Genomic DNA, 18,900 nt, shown 5'->3' with positions numbered 1-18,900 from the left:
AGTAAGACTCTCCTTTGTATATCACTTCATGCCTACGCATGCATCTATGATCAATTGTTCCGCTTTTTCTCTGGGATTATCGGCTTCAATGCCGCGTTTCACGCTGTTACCTGCTATATCAATACATAGGCGCTGAAACTCTTTGTTTTCACCGTCTATGGGAATGTCTAATTCAATGGATAGCCTTGCAATCATCAGGGATGCACGCAAGCTTGGTCCGTGTTCGTTTTCCTTTGTACATTGTTCTCTTAATGAAGAAATGATCGACGTAATGGTCCGGGCTTCTTCAATCACCAGGTCCGCTTTCTCCGATACGATCATCGCTTCACGTTCACTGTCCATGAAATCGACCGGGATGGTGATCATCCTATCCAACAGGGCATCCTGGGTATCATAAACCCCTGCATACTCTGCCGGGTTACTGGTGAAAATCACTGAAAAATCCGGATGGACCTTCACAAACGGTTCCGTTAATTTCGTTCCGTATAAAGGGATGACTCCCTCTTCTAAAATCGATAAAAAGATATTATTCGTGGTCGGCTGCGACCTCGTGAATTCATCATAAACAAGTGTATAGCCATTTTTAGCCGCTTCGAGCAGCCGGCCGTCCCTCCAGGTCTCTGTTACGCTTTCATCCTTTTTATAAACGGAGCGTATATACTGGTCGACAACCTTTTTACTTGTATAGCCTGTAAAGTCACCGATTAAATCTCTATTATTTAATTCATGATTTCCGTGTATGAGCATGACGGGCCGCTTTCTTTTCTTGGCTAAAGCGAGCGCAAAGGAGGTTTTCCCGGCTCCTGAGGGGCCTGTAAAATGCACAGGGTAACCAGCTTTAAGATAGTGCAGCGAACGAGTCATCAATTCCTCCGTTTCCTCATCCTGCACGATGGCCCTGCTGTCTTTTTTGATACTGTTCCTTAAGACTGTCACGTTGGTTTTCCCTCCTACTCACTTGCCGCTACATTTCCTGTCCGATCGCACTTCTGTAACGAATATCAAGGCGTTTAAACGATATGACTTCCTTGTCTTTATCAAGAAGGACTTCATACGTGCCAAGCATTTCATCTTTGGCGTACTTCTTCATGTATTCCTTTTCTTCAATTACTTCCACAATCACACGCCAGCCCTCCTCTTCCCTTACTTCTACTGAAGTAATCTTATGGACGGGAGCTACGTGTTCATTGAAGAAATCGGATACATTTCCCATGATTTCTTTGATCTTCATAATGGCCTCCTTACTCTAGACATAAAAAAATGGGGAGGGTGATCCTTTTTCGGATCCCCTTTTTAACTTCCCCTTTCCATCATGCATTAAATACTAAATTGTGAACTTCTTTCATTTTCCTGATTTGCAAGGCCGTTTTCTTCCACATCATCACGAAGCAGCCCAACTGCCTCTGCATAACGTAACCATGTGTCGACGCTGGCGATTACGACTCTCGCTTCAACTGTTAATATTTCAATACCGACTACTGATACCCTTGCGAACGCATCGATGACGATACCTTTGTCGAGAATACGGTCAATTACCTCTGCTAAACTTGAACTGTCTGTTGTTTTTTGAATTGCCATTTAAAAAATCTCCCTTCGGTGCTTTTACCTTGAACTGATCGTTTTGATGTCAGTCGACGATTTAATGTTGGTGGAGCTTTTGATATCCGTGGAACTCTTGATGTTCATGGAACTCTTGATATCACTTACTCCCTTGATGTCCGAGACACTTTTCAATTTGGTCTTGTCTTTTTTCGATGAAGAGATTTTATCTTGAAATTCTTCACCGGCTTCCTTGGCATTTCCTAACTTCTCGCGGACTGAAAGCAGAACTTCCTGTACTTTTTCCTTCGCTTCCTCCGCTTTCGTGTGAACATTTTCTGCATTTTTATCCTTCGCTTTTTGAAGCTTTTCAGCAGCCTCATTGGCTTTTGATTGAATACCGCCTTCAACTTTGTCCTGGACGCCTTCCACAAATTTTTCCTTGGCTTTTTCCTTCACCTTGTCTTTTACCTTGTCCTTGACCGGTTCCGGGGTGTACTCGACGATTGTTTCAGCCATCTTACCGGCTGCTTTTTGTGCTGCTGACTTACCCATGTCATTCCCCCTTCGGAAACGCCCATTTCAGTTGAACCGTTATTTTTTTGACTCCACAAGGCTGCTGAGCATTTCTTCGATGCGTTCCAATCGCTCATTCAGATTCTTGTTTTCTTCTTTGATTTCTTCAATTTCATCGTTTTGCGCAGAAGACGAAGTTTCTTCCTGCTCTTCTTGGGCTTTCTCCTCTTCCTTTTTCTTATTGAATGGCAATAGCCCATTTTCATATTTACTTACATATCCCGCAGCCGTCTGCCTTAATGTGATCATGGCCTGTTCCGTAATGAACTCCTGGGCCGTTCTGCGCAGTTCGTTCCCTGCGATGCGAACGACTTCGGATTTACCCAGGCTGCCGGCAATCTTTTTTCCGGTGCCGGGATGACTGAGCAGCCCGACACCTGCACCGACAACTCCGCCGATGATGGCGTAATTCACGTTCATATTTGAACGCCCGCCGTCTTTTGATTCAGTTTGGTTGGTTTGATCTTGCTGATTTTGTTCTTCCTGATTTTGTTTTTCCTGCTTTTCTTTTTCTGCCATGTTTCATCCTCTTTTCTTAAAACTGATTTATTTAAAAATGGTTAGCAACTTCTATTTCTATCGTTAAATGCTGAATTGTTTGTTTCTATCATTTTCCTGTCTGGCAAGCCCTTCTTCTTCAACCTCATCGCGGAGGAGGCCGACTGCTTCAGCATAGCGCAGCCAAGTGTCCACGCTTGCAATGACTACTCTTGCTTCGACTGTGAGGATTTCAATACCCACAAGGGATACCCTTGCAAAGGCATCGATTACGATCCCTTTATCCAAAATCCTGTCAATTACTTCAGCGAGACTGGAACTATCCGTACTCTTTTGAATACTCATCCTTTCACTCCTCTCTTAATGGAAGTTGTCTGATTCATCATTTTCTTCAGTCAGACGCTGTCAAAGGTCAATTTTCACTGCGATTTGTTATTCGGTTTACAACGTGTTTACCTCGATTTATCCAACCTAAAACCTGCTATGGAAAGAACTTGAAACAAACTGGAATTTTTTATACATGTTTTATGAGGACATGCTGGATTTGTAATAAATGGAGAGCAGTACTAACAAGCATTTTTAGGATTTGGGGGTGTAGATACAAGTCAATTAAGACAAATTGATTACATTTAAATGAATTGTGTTTCAGGGGTGGTTTGATGAGTTGAGGAGGTATATGGAGCTGTGAAACCTGTGTAAATGAGTTCTCATTACGCAGTTAATTTTCGTGATTGACTTTGTATTCCATGAGTGACCGTGACAAACTTCTTTAAAGTTCCTGCTGGTTAAAAAGGGAGGGCGGCTTTCTTAGAGGCGAAAAACATAAGCCAGTGCATCCACAAAAGGCGCTTGGTGCTTTTATGGATGCACTGGCTTATGTCTCGAGCCTATAGCCGTTGTAGCTGGACAAGTCTGACATGCCTCACTTCTTCCGCAGGAGTCATCGTCCATTACGCCAACAACAGCTGAAAAGGTTTATTGGAATAACAAGCAGAAACAGAGCATTTATACTGATAATCCACCTTAAAACCGTGATTTTTTGGATTTTCACTCTTTCCTGTATGGTTTTAGAGAAATTTTAGTGGTAAATCTATTAATGTGCAGAAAAAAAGGATTGATTTACGAAGTTCATTTTGGATTTATTATCGAAAATCGAAGTTTTATTATCGAATGTTAAAAGTTTATTATCGAAATCGGCAAACTTATTATCGAAAGGTTTGTTAGGTCAATTTATATTATTGAAACGACCTCCTTATTTTCTAAAAAACGTTCTTATTATCAATCACACCACTTTATTATCACACTCAATCCGGTAAACAACACTGATCCATTCTTCCGAACAACCATTCAACACTCTGCCTCTAAACCACTCTTCCCTTACACCTGCTGCCGATCAAGGATTTCTTTTAAAACAATGGCATGGTTATGCTTCTCATCCTTTGCTCCGTAAATCAGGCTGACTTCCTTATTTTCTTCCTTCACAATCCTTTTCAGCTCTTCCATAGCTTTTTGTTTGTCTTCATCGTTATGCAGTTCGTCTTTATACTTCCCTTTAAACTCATCAAATTTATCGGGATCGTGATCAAACCATTTTCGCAATTCGGGGGAGGGTGCCGCTTGTTTCATCCAGTGATCGATGTCCAGTTCTTCCTTGGACTTTCCACGCGGCCACAGTCTGTCGACAAGAATCCGGACCCCGTCCTGTTCCGATTTATTTTCGTATGCTCGTTTTATTTTTACCGGCATTCACTATCACTCCTTTTCAGTATTTATACCCACACTCGTTGATAAATAACGATTTCTGCATTTAAACTGCATACTCCCGGGGTATACAAGAGGCATAGACGAGAAAACGTAGATATAGTGAGGTGGAAATATGTCTGATTCGAATTATAAAAAAGACAGCATCACCCTGACCGGGGCAGTCGGGCTCGGCACCGGGGTCATGATCAGTGCAGGGATCTTCGCCCTGCTCGGGCAGGTGGCTGAGCTTTCAGGTGCCTGGTTCCCGCTTATATTTATTGCCGGGGGAATGGTGACCGGCTTCAGTGCGTATTCCTATGTGAAAATGAGTAACCAATACCCCTCAGCCGGAGGGATCGGGATGTATTTGGTGAAAGCTTACGGGAAGGGGACGCTGACCGCATCCGCCGCGCTGCTGATGGCCTTTTCAATGGTCATCAACCAAAGTCTCGTGGCAAGGACATTCGGTACCTACACCCTTCAGCTGGTGGATGGAAAGCAGTCTGATTACCTCATTCCCTTATTGGGTGTCGGCTTATTGACGTTTGCATTCCTGGTGAATATATCAGGAAACAGCTTTATCCAGACCTTCACCGGCATCGCTTCACTCATAAAAATTGCCGGACTGGCCGTGTTCGCAATCGCCGGTTTATGGGTGGCCGGTTTTGCTTTTGAGCCTGCCGAAGGGGGAGCGAATCCGCCAGACCCTTCAATAGCCAGTTATGTCGCTGCAGTCGCACTGACGATCCTGTCATTCAAAGGATTCACCACGATCACCAACAGTGGATCGGAAATCAAGAAGCCTAAGAAAAACGTCGGCAGGGCAATCACAATTTCCATTTTGATCAGCCTTGTTGTTTACCTGCTGCTTGCATGGGCTGTTTCAAGTAATTTATCCCTTACCGAAATCATCAAAGCGAAAGATTATTCCCTTGCTGAAGCAGCCAGGCCGGCATTCGGCGATATGGGGCTCTGGTTTACCGTCATCATCGCAATCATCGCGACGATCACCGGTATCATTGCCAGCGTGTTCGCCGTTTCCCGCATGCTTGCCATGCTGACGGATATGAAATTGATCCCCCACAAGCATTTTGGCATGCCTGGATCGATTCAAAAGCATACGCTGGTCTACACCATTGTGGCTGCGATGCTCCTGACGATCTTCTTTGATTTAAGCAGGATTGCATCCATGGGTGCGATCCTCTACCTGGTTATGGATATGATGGTCCACTGGGGCGTGTTCAAGCATCTCAGAAACAAAGTAAAGGCGAATCCGGCCATCGTCCTGACCGCCCTCGTGCTAGATGGCATCGTCCTGGCAGCCTTCATATGGGTAAAAGCACAATCCGACTTGCTCGTTGTCGGTGTCTCCATAGTCTTCATGATCCTGATTTTTACCGGAGAACATTTCTTCCTTAAAAATCATGGACCAGAGGAAGATTCCGACACGGAACACGATCATTAAAAAAGGCCCGTCCTTCACCGCTTTAAAGCGGAGAGGGACGGGCCCACTAGCGTTGCACGACTTCAAAAATATGTAAAATAACGCAAAATGGTAAAATTTCTTTACAAAAACAAAAAAAGCCCTAATGTAGAAGATAGTGACCTAAACGTTCCCTAATCTTCTACAAAAGGAGCTCACGCAATGAGTAAAAGTATAGGTCAAAGAATGTTAATTTGTCAATGTTTATCCCAACTTCCTACGGAAGATTTACAATGTCCTCTTCTTGATTATGGAAAGAAGCTGACTACCGAAGCCCTATTAAGGATAGGTGTGGCTGCGCACCTGGATCAGATGAGTTCGTATTCTCATATTGAAGAAAAGATCCGAGCGTATACCGATCTAATGAAACTATTGAATGTCAACGGGATTAGTGGCTCTCAAATAAGCCGGCGGATCAACGATCTTTCTACCGAGGTAGTACAAAGTGTTTTTATCAAAGTAATGGCTAAAGTTCGTCACTACACTCGGAAGCAAAACGGTATTTCGAATGCGATTGGACGTTTGAACATCGTGGATTCTACAGAATTTCGGTTACCTGAAAACATGTGTGACTGGGCCTTTATTTCAAAGGGCCATAATGCTGTTAAAATGCATACACGATTGGTTGTCACTTCCAAAAATACAGTGTTTCCAGATAAAATCGTCCCTTCAACGGGTAATGTGACAGACTTTGAAAGCTCAGATGTCATCATTGAAGAGGCTAACGCTACCTATGTCATGGATAGAGGGTATGGATCGAAGAAAAACTTGATGGACTGGTTGGACAAAGAAATTGATTTTGTTGCCCGTATTGGAAAGAACTTAGTTCTTTACACATTGGAAGAACGAGAACCAACTCACTCGTCTGTTCTAAAAGACGAGACCGTTAATTTTGGTATTTCAAATGAACCCGTTCGCTACATTGAGTTTGTCGATGAAAAGAATCAAGTATATCGGATTTTGACCACTCGCTTTGATTTAACGGATGTGGAAATCCTCGAAATCTACAAAAACCGATGGTTGATTGAACTCTTCTTCAAATGGATAAAGGGTCATCTCAAGATGAAAAAGATATGGAGTACCAAACCGCAAGGTATCTGGAATCACATGTTTCTAGCACTAATCGCATACGGGCTATCACTGTTAATCAAGCTTCAACTGAACTCAACGAAGACGGCATGGAACTTCTTTCGAGTCTTACAGATTTATTTATTCCAACCGGCAGACAGAATCTTGAATGAGTTAAACCGAAGGAAGAAACCATCCAAAGGAAGGCAGAAAGTGCAAAAACCTCTGGGGAAAAAGAATCTGTTTTTTGGTGATACTGGGATTGTGATGGTGAAAGAAAAGAAAACGAAGAAGAAATAACAATGGCACATTATACATATGTAAAAAAAAGGGAACAAGGTTGAGTTAACACCTTACTTCCCTTTTTTAATTTAGAAACTCAAAATAGATGTAAAATAATTGAATATATTCAATTTAATTACTTTCGTGCAACGCTAGTGGGACGGGCCTTCAATTTAACCTTCGATTATTTATTCATCTGTGACAGGAAGTCGCCGAGCAGGTCTTCCATGCTTTCTTCCTTCGGCTCTTCATCCTCTTCCGGCTGACGCGATTTCATGGCACTTTCCCAATCAAAGCCGTCGAGGTCTTCATCCGTGGAATGAGATCTCTCTTCCACTTCCGGCTCCTGTTCATCATCCCCGATGACCGAATCAAGCGACCATTCACGGGAAGAATCCCGGCTTGCAGCCGTCTCCTCCTGATGGAACAGCACGTCATCCACATCCATTGCATTGCTGTTGAGAGGGGTAAGCAGGGAGGCGGTCCTGACAGGATTCGTCAATAACTGATAGACGATGCTGCCGAGCAGTGCCTCCGAATGTTCATGCTTCAGCCAGTCGCGCTGAGACTTGTCGAGTGCCCTCGGCAGCGGAATGGTTATCGCTTCACGCTGCTTGGAGACAGACTCATTGATCCCGTTTACGACAAGCTCTGCAATCTTGCTCGAGAAATTCCGCTTCTCTGTTTCCTTAAGCTTCTGCAAATGCTTCAAAATATGATCAGGCGTATCGGAGGGGAGGCGGAACGTGATCGGCTGCCCCCTTGACATCCCCTTTTCTTTCATACAATCACCCTATTTGGTTTTCGCTAATTTTTTCTCGTCTTCTTTCTTTTGGTTCTGCTGTTGGTTCTTTCTTGAAAAATCAGCGATTAGTTTGTAGTACGCGTTAGCCATCATCCAGATGCTTTCGTTTTCGTCTTCGAAGAAGTCGATGTTGTAGCCGTCCAGGTTGTTATTGAGCGTCTTGATATATTCCTTAAGAACGCTGGATCCGCCGCCGATGAAGTAGCAGATTTCCGTCTGTGAGTTCTTCTGCCACATATTGCGGAGGTGGCGGTACTGCTTCTTCGCAAGTTCCACAAGGATACGGTCGACGATTTCATGCACGCTTGTACGGCTTCCTTTGACCATGATGTGGTTGCGGTCATTTTTCTTCGTGATGATTTCCACCACGTCACGGCGGCTGTCGAGCTCGATGCCGTATTTCGAACGGATTTCTTCACGGATCAATTCAAGCGATTCAGACACACCGAGGTTGAAGCCCTGTGCTTTGTCATCATCCACTTTACGATTCTTGATCACGGCGATATCAGTTGAAAGTCCGCCGATATCCTGGATTAGGATGCGCTTATCGATCAGGTCCTTATTGATGATATTACCGTTATTGTCCATCACAAGATTGATGAACGCCGCGAATCCTTCAGGATACACCTTCACTTCATCAAACTTAATATTCACCTTGATGCCTTGGTGGCGCGGTGTCACAAGGAATTCAACCTGGTGGACAGATCCAAGAAGCTTCGAACGGTAGCCGACATCTTTACCTTCCTTTACTTCACGAAGGGGAAGACCTGTACCGAGCGTATAGTTCGCTTCTATGACATTATTATTCTTTTTAAATAGTGAATCCTGTTCAGCAGCATCAAGTGCCAATGAAGCAAACAGCATGATCAGTGTTTGGTCTTCTTCGGATTTACTGCTCCCCGGATCCAATTCAGTGGAGTTATTGCTTTTCGTTGCCAGATTACCTACACGGTAAATAGCATTGTTATCCTGCAGGGCAGGGGAGTGGACGCGGATATGTATTCCATCTAGAGGGTCTTGCTTGTCCAGTTCCTCGATCCCGATAATCGGACGATCTTCAATGTCCCTTGCAATCACATTGGGGATATTCAGTTCGCTGTCCAATTTTCCAAAAATACCTTTAAGGGAATCATTACCTACATCAATTGCAGCAATTCGAGAGTTCGTCAAAAAAATCATCCTTTCATATAGAAGTAAAAATTTATCAAAAAATTTAAACTCTTAATCAAAGATTAAAACACTTCCGGCCTCCGGTCAATCCTACTTTCAACTCTATCATACAACTGTAATGTTCGACCTATTTGTATACATTTATGTTTCGTTGTACACAAAATCGTACACATCCATATATAACAATATGTACACGACTTTGTATACTTGTATACATTTTTGTCTACAATTGTGTACGTAAATGTATACAAGTATACAAATTTGTAAACAACCATTAATTGGTTAGAAATTAGTACTTTTTGATTTATAAAAACTATCATTCTACCACTTGTAAAAAATGGATTACACAAAAAGTATCCGTTTATGAAAAACCAATTCGGGAAAAGGGTAGTGTGTAAAAAAGTTATTGAGAGAAAACAGTTGAAAAAGATAAAAACCATAGATGAGGGTGATGATTTTATGAACGAAAGAAAAGGATACTTTCCCGCTGACTATGAACAATCGAGACATACATTTCGCGGGCATCTGGAAAAAATCAAAGAAAAGTGGCCTCAAGCAGAGTTGAAGACCACTTCCATCGGAAAGGAGGAAGATAATACAATCGATATGATTGCTTCGGGAGCAACAGAGTCGAATGATCAAGTCCTCTTCTTCACGACTGGCGAACATGGAATAGAAGGATACGCAGGCGCTGCAATGATTCACCTGTTTACCGAGGAATACCTGCACCGCGTCGATCCTTCCACTACGGGTATTTGCTTTATACACGCCCTTAATCCTTGGGGGATGAGAAACTTCAGGCGGGTGACCGAAAATAATGTCGACCTAAATCGAAATTACTTATATAACCGTTCCAATGTACCCGAAGATGTCAACAAGTACTACGAAAAGGAAAGTGAACTCTTCCTGCCCGACGGAAAGATCACAGACCTGTCGAAAGAGAAGATGAAACTGCAGTCCCAGCTGGTCAAGGCCCTGGCGGAAGAAGGATACAGCGCCATCAAAGAAGCGAAAGGGATGGGGCAGTTTGAGTTTGAACGCGGTGTCTATTATGGAGGCGAAAAAGAGGAAGAAACGTCAATTTTCCTGAAAAAGTTACAAAATCAGCTATTATCCGAGTATCCCCGCGTCATTCATATGGACTGGCACACCGCCCTCGGACCTTCAAATGAGATCACCATGGTCGTCTCCTCTGAAGATGAACGGGGAGAAGAGGAACTAAAAGCAAAGTATGACTTGAAAAACATCCAGAAATTTACACCTAAAAAGGTGAAAGGTGATTCTACCAACCACTTTCATAAACTGAAGAACGAGAAATATCCAGCAAATTATTTGTTCTCTGCCCTCTTCGAATTCGGTACATTCGGTACAGGTAAAAAAGCTGAATTAAGAGAGTTCATGACCATCGTCCTTGAAAACCGGCTCTATTGGGAAGGAGCGGAAAACCCGGATGACAGGGAGTGGATCCTCGCCGAGTTCAGGGAGATGTTCTACCCCCTTAATGACGAATGGAAGAAGTCCGTCTTGGAAGAAGGACGCCTCGGTATCGAATCTGTTCTTGGAGAAGAAAGAATCTTAACGGCAGAATAAATAAAAGGCTCCCGTCAGGAACGTGTCTGACGGGAGCCTTTTCTCCGCATTTTTCTAAAAATTATTATTTTCTCTCGTCTTCGGGGAGGGCATCTTCTCCCCTCCCCTCTTTTTCATGCCGATTCTGTTTGATTCATTTCCTCTTCCTTTTCCCAATTCACCATCTTTTCCAAGACAATCGAGACGAGGACGCCCACGATGAAGCCGTTGGACACGATCGGCTGAACAAAGACCGGAAGACTGGTGAATAGCCGGGGATCCATATTCATGATTGAGATCCCGACGAGAACGGGTGCAGCCAGCCGGTAAATGGTCACAGAGTTAAACACCCTTCCCTGCAGGCTCTTCAACGAAGTGCCGAATAGCTGCAGATAAGCGGTAAACAGGATAGCATTGCCGACAGTGATCGGCAGAGTGGCCAGAATGCCCCCCAGGAACGGTACAATCCCTAAAAGAGACATAATGGCCCCGCCGATAAGAAACGGCCTTATACGGAAGATCCTCGTGCTTTCCAGGAATCCGACCGAAGATGCGAATGGTGCATAAGATACCAGACCGGACAAGGCGCCGACGATTGAATACATGCCGGATAATACATATGAGCGGTGGACCCTCTTCTCAACCGGCGATTCCCCGAAAAGTTGTGATGCAGCCTGCACCGAAGCAAGCGTATTACTGAGGTTCATCAAACTTGCCAAAAATGTGATGAAGACGATACCTGCATTCAGGTTGGGTGTACCGAAAGGAAACAAAATAAAAAAAGACTCCCCGCTTGTTGCACTGGCTTCCGATTCTGATGGAAATAACAGAAGATAGCCAATCCAGCCCGCCACCATCCCGATCAAAATCGAGAAATTACTCAGAAAGGGCGTCCCCTTTATTTTCAAAAGACTGACCAGTACCGCAATCGAAATGGAAAACAAGCTGACCGGAAGCACCAAACTTCCATCCTCTGAAATGGTCAGCATCCCTTTAAAAAAGATCAGAATCAGCTGAAAGGTCAACAGGAATAAATAGACGCTCATCACCATCGGTGTAAAAATCCTTTGAATCAAGGACAGAAGTCGAAGTGCCCACAGGATCAGGACCGCTGCTCCGGACAGCAGCATCCCGGTCGCAATTCCTCCGCCGACCGATGTCAGGCTCATTCCAAGTGCAGGTGCCGCTGCTGCCAGGTTGAGCACGACTCCCCACATGACCCCTGAATGACCTTCCATCAGCGGATACTTATGGCCGATCAGTCCCTGCAGCATACAGGCAATCCCGGTGAAGATGAGCGAACTTCTGAGGATCACGGCAATTTCATGAGATGGCAGATCAAAGGCCATCCCTACAGAAATAGGGACCACCACTGTATTGGCAAATATAAAAAACAGCCATTGCACCGATGAGAATGCCGTTTCGGCAGCTGATAATTGTTTCATGTGTCCCCCTCCTGACATTGTCTTACTGTAAGAGTATTCTACGAAACCCTCAGGAATCCTATTATACTCACAGAATTTTTGACAATATGATGAGGCTGGGGTGTCGGGGACATAAAAAAAGACACCCGAAATCCCTTCCAGGTGTCTCAGCTTCAAGTCTGAGGCGGTTCTTCCATCCAGCCGTGTTTGATCATGATTTTCGCTCCGTCATGGGCGTAGCTGAAGATATCCTGCATGATCATGACCATTTTCGCTGGCAGGTCATTCCGCAGACTGAAAGCCGTGCCGATCGATCCGCTTCCGACAGAAAAGCTGCAGAATAAGCTGACACAGTACATCATCAATTTGTCCGAGAAAGGCGGAGTAGTGGAATTTGTGACGTTTCCATTGGCCGCAACGGGGACCTGAAGCTTGCTTTCCATCATCTTTTTACTCAGGTCATGGACGATATCATTCGCAATTTTACTGCCTCTTTCAAAGAACTTGCGGGCATCTTTTTTCTGCGCAACCTGCGCAAAACCATCAATCATGATGATTCCGGATACGTTTGCTTCCACAGCGTGATACAAGTTGGCCACCTCCACCGTGTTCAGATGTCTTGATTTGGACATAGGGGTCATGCCTTTTAAATAATTTGTGTCTTTAATAAATTCTACCGACTTTGGCATCGGAATAAATGGTGAGCGGCTGAGCTGACCCCTTTCAAGCAGATAATGTGTGCAGATCGCATAATATTTCTGCGTGATGGCGGTCAGCCTCTGGCAAAGTTTGATTACATCCTCGCGATAGGACATCGTGATATTCAGCGTATGCATCCCCATACTGATTTCCTGGACCATACGGATCAAAGTGATATCGAAACCATTTTCATACAATTTAGGAGCATCGAGGGACACATCCTCCTTTGTAAAACCGATCGGGGCCGCTGCTCCTTCCTGCTGAAACATGGTCTTTATTTCATCAGGGATGGAACTGATTTCATCATACAAATCTTCCATGATCGTTTTCGCCTGTTCATCATCTGCGTGGTTGATCAGATATTCGAGCATTCGTTTGATCATCGTTTTTTGCTGATAGGTGATCCACAACACACCCAGTTCTGACGAAGTTAGTGCCGGTTTTTCGGGCATGGGCATTTCCTCCATACAATTATTCGTATTACATACTGTTAGTAGTATGGGCTTTATGAAAGAAATCATTCGGTCGTTGGGGTCAAAGCATAAATGTCCCACGGCAGAAAAAATGCACGGCTCTTCAGAAATGAAAAAAATCCCGTCTTCAGATGTAGACGGGAGCCTCGTAAAGAGTTTATTGAGCCGTATAACCGCCGTTAATGACAATTGCCTGGCCGGTCACACTTTTTGATTTTTGATTGGATACACGGCAAAGCCTTATTCCAGCATACTCTTTAAGGAACAAGCGGAGCAATAAATCATTAAAACTAAATAAACAACAATAAACTTACCGCCATAACCGCCATTCCGGCGATCGTCCCATAAATGGACAGGTGGGCTTCATCATACTGTTTCGCGGCCGGCAGCAGCTCATCCAGCGAGATGAATACCATGATCCCGGCAACGGCAGCAAAGATGATCCCGAACATGATATCGTTCAGGTAAGGCATCAAAACCAGGTAAGCCACCACCGCTCCGACCGGCTCTGATAAACCGGATAGGAAAGAAAGCTTGAATGCCTTTTTCTTATCACCCGTTGCAAAATAAACCGGAACGGACACTGCAATTCCTTCCGGGATATTGTGGATTGCGACCGCCACTGCAATGGCAATCCCGAGCGACGGGTCCTGCAGGGCGGATGTGAACGTGGCGATTCCTTCCGGGAAGTTATGGATTGCGATGGCGAGCGCGGTGAATGTACCCATTTTTAAGAGCTTCGCATTTCCCGGCTTATTCATATCCTCGACTTTCTTTAGTTCATGGGGATTCCCCTGCTTCGGGATCAACTTATCGATCAATGCAATCAAGATGATCCCGCCGAAAAAACCTGCAACCGTCACCCAGTTCCCTTGTGTGACGCCCATTGCGGATACAAGTGCATCCTGCGCCTTTACAAAAATCTCGATCATCGACACATAAATCATCACCCCGGCCGAAAAACCGAGCGATATCGACAGGAACTTCGTATTCGTAGTTGAGGCAAAGAATGCAAGACAGCTTCCGATCCCGGTCGCAAGCCCGGCCATCAATGTTAACCCGAACGCCAATAGTAAATTTTCAGCCATATATGTTCTCCTTCATCATAAGTGCATGTCATATAAGTCCTATTGTACTTCCCCGCTGTCCATTTTTAAAGAATTGATTATCGGATGTTCCGAATCAGCCGGTGTGACAAGGATATCCGTTCCTGTATGTATACATCTTCAATGGAGGAGCGGGAGACGAAGCCAGACGACATCCTGTTTCGTTTTTTATTATATGGTATACATGCGGTGTTATACTGCGCAGGTTCGATCAGCTGACTTTATGGATTTATATTTGGGATCCAATTTTGCATACGCGTGCAGGTATATAACACTCGAATATTGTCGAAAAATCGGTAGTTCGCCCATATAGTTGAGATTTCGCCCTTAAACTGAAAATATCGACCTTATATTGAAAATTACGCCCTTATCGGCTGAGTTCCACACATCAACCCTTCCCGATACCCCCGGGCAAACCCACCATCCCATCGATAAACGCTGCCCAAACTATCCAGTACCATCCACTAACCTACATTTCATAAGAAATCGTGCCAAAAACCAGCACTACTCCCCCAAACAACCACACCCCGGCACAAACAATCCACCCTCACTCCCTGCAACGAAAAAAGCCCACTTCCATCAACAAAGTGAGCTCAAACCAACCACAATTTCCTTCTTCGTTTCCTCTGCTACATAATGTTTCTGACCGAACACGGTATATTCCTTCGAACGGATCGTCGGGAGGATTGCCCGATACAGATACGCAGCACCCTTCACCGGGATTCGGGATGAAAGCGGGTATTCTTTCATCGTCTTGAACGCTTCACCATAATAATATTCGGCATGCCCGGCGATTTCTTCCCACATGTCGATGAAGGAAGCATCGACGATACCGGCTCGGAGCGACCCTTCCGTAACCCCATGACGCTTCATGATTTCCCGGGGGAGGTAGATCCGATCACGTTCAAGGTCTTCACTGATGTCACGCAGAATATTGGTGAGCTGCATGGCGAGGCCGAGCGACACACCACCTTCTTCCAACACGTCCGTTTTACCAGGGGCAAGGATCGGCAGGAGCATCAACCCGACCGTGCTGGCGACATGATAGGAGTAGTCCAGAAGCTCATCAAGGGTTTCATAGCGGTTGATCGTTAAATCCATTTCCTGCCCCTTGATCAAGTCATGAAAGGCACGTTCGTTCATCTCATAGCGCTTGAACACATCATTGAGGGCCATCCATGAAGGGTTCGCGGAATCAGAGTCTCCTTTTAAAAACAGATCGAATTCCGTTTTGAACTGGGCAAGTTCCACTTCGGGGTTACTCCCCTCATCCACAATATCATCCACTTTCCGGCAAAAGGAATAGACGGCCCACACGGCGTTGCGTTCGTTTTTCGGCAGCATGGAGAAGGCTTTATAAAAGGTTTTGGAATGGTGCGATATGATGTTTTCACAATGTTTATACGCTTCTTTGACACTATACATGTACATTCACTCCTTTTATCGCTGGATTTTTTTGATCGCTCAATAGTTGATCGGCCAAAAGTTTTGCTCCCTGCATAACCAGCGGGATGCCGCCTCCGGGATGGATGGACGCCCCGACTGCGTAAAGATTGCCGATGCGATACGGTTTGACCTGGGGTCTGAATACGCCTGATTGCAGGAGGGTCGGTGCCACGCCGAAGCTCCCGCCCCTGTGAAGCCCGAATTGCTTTGCATCCTGCGGGGTCCGGACTTCCATCCATTCGATCGATTCACGGAGCCCCGGGAAGGCCCGTTTTTCCAAACGGTCAATTAGCCCATCGATCCACTCTTTTTCGTTTTCCCAATCGATATCCGTGTCAGAGGGGACGGGTACGAGCGCATACAGCACGCCTTTGCCTTCTGGTGCCAGGCTGTCATCCATCTTGGACGGATGAAACGTATAAATGGCGGGATCATCCGGAATTACCTTATCACCGAACACATCTTTCATATGTTTTGAAAAGCTTTCCCCCATCACATAATGATGTACATTGACATCGTCATACACTTTATTTAAGCCGAAATACAGCAGCACGCAACCTGATGACGGTACATATTCCCTTGTTTCTTTCCTCTTGATCAATGGGTCGAGTCCCGGGAAGTCTCCATTGAAAATGACAGAATCATAGGGTTGCAGACCGTCCCTTGTCCTCACTCCCGTTACCCGCTTGCCCTGTCTCGGGATATCCTTCACCTCGCAATTGAGATGGATCCTTACATTCCGTCTCCTGAGCTCTTCTTCCAATACAGGGACAAGGCTAGCATACCCGCCCTTCAGGTAATGGATGCCGTATTGATGCTCCGCGAAGGAAACGAGCGAATACATGGCAGGCGACTGAAACGGATTTCCCCCGATATAGAGGGACTGGAGCGCATAGATCGTCTGCAGCCGCTCATCCTGAAAGTAGCCGGACATCAATGTTTTGACAGATTGATAGGGTTTGAGTTTGAAAAGCGACTTGAGATTACCCGGCTTCCAGAAATCAAATGGATTGACGAATGACTCTTCCAGGAACGATTTCTTCCCGATCCGGAACCGTTCTTTTCCTTCTTTTAAAAATTGCCTGAACCCCTCGACCTCACGTGGAAACACGTTCTCCATTTCCTCGAGGTGCCGGTCCCGATCAGGGTATTTCGTGAATGTCAGGCCGTCGGGGAATTGAAGGGAATAGAGCGGGTCGCATAAGAGCAGTTCGTATCTGTCCCGGGAAATTCCCGCTTCTTCCAGCAGGGCCTGAAACATCTCGGGGAGAAGGACGATGGTCGGTCCCTGGTCGATCCGGTAACCGTCCCTTTCCACGAATGCCAATCTCCCGCCCAACTGTGCTTCTTTTTCATAAATGGTCACCTCTACACCCTGTTTCGACAGGAGCAAGGCACTCATCAGCCCTCCGACGCCGCCTCCAATGATCGCTGTATTCATTACAATCCCTCCATAATGGGAAGAGGAGATACAGGGATCGATTCCTGCAGATCCTGTTCCAGGATGCCGTTAGCTGTGATACGGGCCGATTCAAGGATCGTCGGAAGCCCGCTGCCCGGATGTGTACCGCCGCCGACGAGCCAGCAGGATTCCAGTTCCTCGAAACGGTTATGAGGCCTGAACACCATCATTTGCGAGAGCTGATGGCCAAGATTGAATGTGGCTCCCTGATAGACGTAGAGATCCTGTTCCCAGTTCTTCGGTGTGATCATTTTTTCCACGTCTATGTGAGCTTCAAGATTTTTGAATCCTGTCTTTTCTTCGACCGTTTTCAGAATGAGTTCACGAAAGGTTCCTTTTTCCTGTTCCCAGTCGATTCCGCTGAAGTTATTCGGCACTGGGGCCAGGATATACAGGGTGGACTTCCCTTCCGGAGCAAGCGTCGGGTCGGTCACGCTTGCATTCTGGATATAGAGGGAGGAATCTTCTGAGAGGATCTTCTCCTTCGTGATTTCCTCGACATTCTTTTTGTAGTCTTTTGAAAAAGCGATCGTGTGATGAGGCATATCCTTGTAAATCGTGTCGAGACCGAGATACAGCATGAACGTCGAACACGAATACTTCTTTTTCGCGAGTTTTTTCGGCGAGTACTTCTTCAGCTGATTGCCATCGACAAGATTTGTCATCGCATGGGCGAAATCGCTGTTGATGATGACTTCTTCCGCCTCCACGCTGCGGCCGTCTTCAAGATAGACACCCCGTACCTTTTTTCCTTCGATCCACAGGCTCTTCACCCCGGAGCCGGTATGGATCTTACCGCCGTGCTCCTCAGTCACCCGGGCCATCGCCTTCGAAAGCTGATTCACGCCCCCGATCGGATGGAAGACCCCATAGGCATGTTCCATATAAGAAAGGATCGAGAAGGCACCCGGGCATTCCCACGGCGACATGCCGAGATATTTCGACTGGAACGTAAAGGCGAGCTTCAGTTCCTCTTCTGTGAAATAACGCGACAGCACATCGTAGAGGGAACGTCCGAGTTCAAGTTCCGGAAGTGCCTGAAGCACCTTGGGCTGAAAATAATGCATGAAGCGGTCCATCTTCGACTGCAGCACCGGGGAAAGGGCCTCCATCTTCTTTGCCGTTTCATTCATGAAGCGTTCATACCCTTCCCCATTGCCCGGATAGTGGGCTTCGATTTCCTGTTTCATGCGCTCCCGGTCCCGTGACATGACGACTCTGCGGTTCTCGAAGATCAATTCATACATGGACCTCAGTTCGACCGCCTCCATGTAATCCGACGCTTTCCGGTCCGCAGCGGAGAACAACTCTTCGACAATATGAAACATCGATAAAAATGTCGGTCCCATATCGAACTTGTAATCTCCCAGGCGGATCTCCGCATTCCGGCCGCCGATATAATCCTGCTTTTCAAAAACGTTTACATCATATCCCTTACCGGCCAGAAGCATGGCAGCCGCCAAGCCGCCGGGACCTGCTCCAACCACGATAATCCGCTTACCCATTCACAAGACCTCCCATTCGTACAAAAGTTATACAATCATTATACATATATTA

At 45.7% G+C, this 18,900-nt stretch carries 18 protein-coding genes; 3 read left to right on the top strand and 15 right to left on the bottom strand.

Annotation, left to right across the window (positions count from 1 at the left end; all coding sequences use genetic code 11):
* Positions 1-21 precede the first annotated feature (21 nt).
* The 7 genes from gvpN to HWX64_RS12560 form a co-directional block, all read right to left on the bottom strand.
* A complete protein-coding gene (gene gvpN, locus HWX64_RS12590) occupies positions 22-936 on the bottom strand; it encodes a gas vesicle protein GvpN (protein WP_175989912.1) in 915 nt (304 codons plus the stop codon).
* 28 nt (positions 937-964) lie between these two features.
* Entirely contained in the window at positions 965-1,231 is a 267-nt protein-coding gene (gene gvpO, locus HWX64_RS12585) for a gas vesicle protein GvpO (RefSeq protein ID WP_175989911.1), read from the bottom strand.
* An 86-nt stretch (positions 1,232-1,317) separates the two neighbouring features.
* Positions 1,318-1,578 (bottom strand): gas vesicle protein GvpJ, encoded by a 261-nt coding sequence (gene gvpJ, locus HWX64_RS12580; RefSeq protein WP_175989910.1) that lies wholly within the window; start codon positions 1,576-1,578, stop codon positions 1,318-1,320.
* A gap of 24 nt (positions 1,579-1,602) precedes the next feature.
* Complete coding sequence (gvpQ, locus tag HWX64_RS12575; RefSeq protein WP_175989909.1) at positions 1,603-2,094, bottom strand: gas vesicle protein GvpQ; 492 nt, start codon at positions 2,092-2,094, stop codon at positions 1,603-1,605.
* Between the two features lie 39 nt (positions 2,095-2,133).
* The gene (gene gvpT, locus HWX64_RS12570) at positions 2,134-2,634 is read right to left on the bottom strand and encodes a GvpT/GvpP family gas vesicle accessory protein (protein ID WP_175989908.1); all 501 of its coding nucleotides are present in this window, start codon (positions 2,632-2,634) and stop codon (positions 2,134-2,136) included.
* Positions 2,635-2,697: 63 nt separating this feature from the next.
* On the bottom strand, positions 2,698-2,958 hold the full coding sequence (gene gvpA / locus HWX64_RS12565) for a gas vesicle structural protein GvpA (protein ID WP_175989907.1): 261 nt from the start codon (positions 2,956-2,958) through the stop codon (positions 2,698-2,700).
* 1,032 nt (positions 2,959-3,990) lie between these two features.
* Complete coding sequence (locus tag HWX64_RS12560) at positions 3,991-4,359, bottom strand: DUF488 domain-containing protein (RefSeq protein WP_175989906.1); 369 nt, start codon at positions 4,357-4,359, stop codon at positions 3,991-3,993.
* A 130-nt stretch (positions 4,360-4,489) separates the two neighbouring features.
* On the opposite strand from HWX64_RS12560, the gene HWX64_RS12555 reads away from it, so the two are divergent.
* Entirely contained in the window at positions 4,490-5,821 is a 1,332-nt protein-coding gene (locus HWX64_RS12555) for an APC family permease (RefSeq protein WP_175989905.1), read from the top strand.
* Between the two features lie 180 nt (positions 5,822-6,001).
* Complete coding sequence (locus HWX64_RS12550; RefSeq protein WP_175986849.1) at positions 6,002-7,207, top strand: IS4 family transposase; 1,206 nt, start codon at positions 6,002-6,004, stop codon at positions 7,205-7,207.
* A gap of 166 nt (positions 7,208-7,373) precedes the next feature.
* Here HWX64_RS12550 and HWX64_RS12545 read toward each other — a convergent pair whose 3' ends face one another.
* Complete coding sequence (locus HWX64_RS12545; protein ID WP_175989904.1) at positions 7,374-7,973, bottom strand: hypothetical protein; 600 nt, start codon at positions 7,971-7,973, stop codon at positions 7,374-7,376.
* 9 nt (positions 7,974-7,982) lie between these two features.
* Positions 7,983-9,164 carry a ParM/StbA family protein gene (locus HWX64_RS12540; RefSeq protein ID WP_175989903.1) on the bottom strand — a complete coding sequence of 394 codons (1,182 nt, stop codon included), beginning with the start codon at positions 9,162-9,164 and terminating at the stop codon, positions 7,983-7,985.
* Between the two features lie 459 nt (positions 9,165-9,623).
* Here HWX64_RS12540 and HWX64_RS12535 point away from each other — a divergent pair, with 459 nt between their 5' ends.
* Complete coding sequence (locus tag HWX64_RS12535) at positions 9,624-10,754, top strand: M14 family metallopeptidase (RefSeq protein WP_175989902.1); 1,131 nt, start codon at positions 9,624-9,626, stop codon at positions 10,752-10,754.
* 113 nt (positions 10,755-10,867) lie between these two features.
* Here the strand turns inward: HWX64_RS12535 and HWX64_RS12530 are convergent, their stop codons facing one another.
* The 6 genes from HWX64_RS12530 to HWX64_RS12505 form a co-directional block, all read right to left on the bottom strand.
* A complete protein-coding gene (locus HWX64_RS12530; RefSeq protein ID WP_175989901.1) occupies positions 10,868-12,178 on the bottom strand; it encodes a uracil/xanthine transporter in 1,311 nt (436 codons plus the stop codon).
* Positions 12,179-12,330: 152 nt separating this feature from the next.
* Positions 12,331-13,308, bottom strand: a complete 978-nt coding sequence (locus tag HWX64_RS12525) for a DUF3231 family protein (protein ID WP_175989900.1) — start codon at positions 13,306-13,308, stop codon at positions 12,331-12,333.
* A 311-nt stretch (positions 13,309-13,619) separates the two neighbouring features.
* On the bottom strand, positions 13,620-14,417 hold the full coding sequence (gene zupT, locus HWX64_RS12520) for a zinc transporter ZupT (RefSeq protein ID WP_175989899.1): 798 nt from the start codon (positions 14,415-14,417) through the stop codon (positions 13,620-13,622).
* 597 nt (positions 14,418-15,014) lie between these two features.
* Positions 15,015-15,860 (bottom strand): phytoene/squalene synthase family protein, encoded by an 846-nt coding sequence (locus HWX64_RS12515; protein ID WP_175989898.1) that lies wholly within the window; start codon positions 15,858-15,860, stop codon positions 15,015-15,017.
* Positions 15,853-17,322, bottom strand: coding sequence for an NAD(P)/FAD-dependent oxidoreductase (locus HWX64_RS12510; RefSeq protein WP_175989897.1), 1,470 nt, complete (start codon positions 17,320-17,322; stop codon positions 15,853-15,855). The genes HWX64_RS12515 and HWX64_RS12510 overlap by 8 nt, the downstream gene beginning before the upstream one ends.
* Positions 17,322-18,848 (bottom strand): NAD(P)/FAD-dependent oxidoreductase, encoded by a 1,527-nt coding sequence (locus HWX64_RS12505; protein ID WP_175989896.1) that lies wholly within the window; start codon positions 18,846-18,848, stop codon positions 17,322-17,324. Before HWX64_RS12505 ends, HWX64_RS12510 begins: the two co-directional genes overlap by 1 nt.
* Between the last annotated feature and the right edge of the window lie 52 nt (positions 18,849-18,900).

This window comes from Bacillus sp. Marseille-Q1617, assembly GCF_903645295.1.
Classification (GTDB): Bacteria; Bacillota; Bacilli; order Bacillales; family Bacillaceae_B; genus Rossellomorea.
This window is presented reverse-complemented; position numbering and strand designations above follow the sequence as displayed.

Coding starts and splice junctions, on each gene's coding strand:
- gvpO (WP_175989911.1), bottom strand. CDS start 1,231: ATGAAGATCAAAGAAATCATGGGAAATGTATCCGATTTCTTCAATGAA.
- gvpJ (WP_175989910.1), bottom strand. CDS start 1,578: ATGGCAATTCAAAAAACAACAGACAGTTCAAGTTTAGCAGAGGTAATT.
- gvpQ (WP_175989909.1), bottom strand. CDS start 2,094: ATGGGTAAGTCAGCAGCACAAAAAGCAGCCGGTAAGATGGCTGAAACA.
- gvpT (WP_175989908.1), bottom strand. CDS start 2,634: ATGGCAGAAAAAGAAAAGCAGGAAAAACAAAATCAGGAAGAACAAAAT.
- gvpA (WP_175989907.1), bottom strand. CDS start 2,958: ATGAGTATTCAAAAGAGTACGGATAGTTCCAGTCTCGCTGAAGTAATT.
- HWX64_RS12560 (WP_175989906.1), bottom strand. CDS start 4,359: ATGCCGGTAAAAATAAAACGAGCATACGAAAATAAATCGGAACAGGAC.
- HWX64_RS12555 (WP_175989905.1), top strand. CDS start 4,490: ATGTCTGATTCGAATTATAAAAAAGACAGCATCACCCTGACCGGGGCA.
- HWX64_RS12550 (WP_175986849.1), top strand. CDS start 6,002: ATGAGTAAAAGTATAGGTCAAAGAATGTTAATTTGTCAATGTTTATCC.
- HWX64_RS12545 (WP_175989904.1), bottom strand. CDS start 7,973: ATGAAAGAAAAGGGGATGTCAAGGGGGCAGCCGATCACGTTCCGCCTC.
- HWX64_RS12535 (WP_175989902.1), top strand. CDS start 9,624: ATGAACGAAAGAAAAGGATACTTTCCCGCTGACTATGAACAATCGAGA.
- HWX64_RS12530 (WP_175989901.1), bottom strand. CDS start 12,178: ATGAAACAATTATCAGCTGCCGAAACGGCATTCTCATCGGTGCAATGG.
- HWX64_RS12525 (WP_175989900.1), bottom strand. CDS start 13,308: ATGCCCGAAAAACCGGCACTAACTTCGTCAGAACTGGGTGTGTTGTGG.
- zupT (WP_175989899.1), bottom strand. CDS start 14,417: ATGGCTGAAAATTTACTATTGGCGTTCGGGTTAACATTGATGGCCGGG.
- HWX64_RS12515 (WP_175989898.1), bottom strand. CDS start 15,860: ATGTATAGTGTCAAAGAAGCGTATAAACATTGTGAAAACATCATATCG.
- HWX64_RS12510 (WP_175989897.1), bottom strand. CDS start 17,322: ATGAATACAGCGATCATTGGAGGCGGCGTCGGAGGGCTGATGAGTGCC.
- HWX64_RS12505 (WP_175989896.1), bottom strand. CDS start 18,848: ATGGGTAAGCGGATTATCGTGGTTGGAGCAGGTCCCGGCGGCTTGGCG.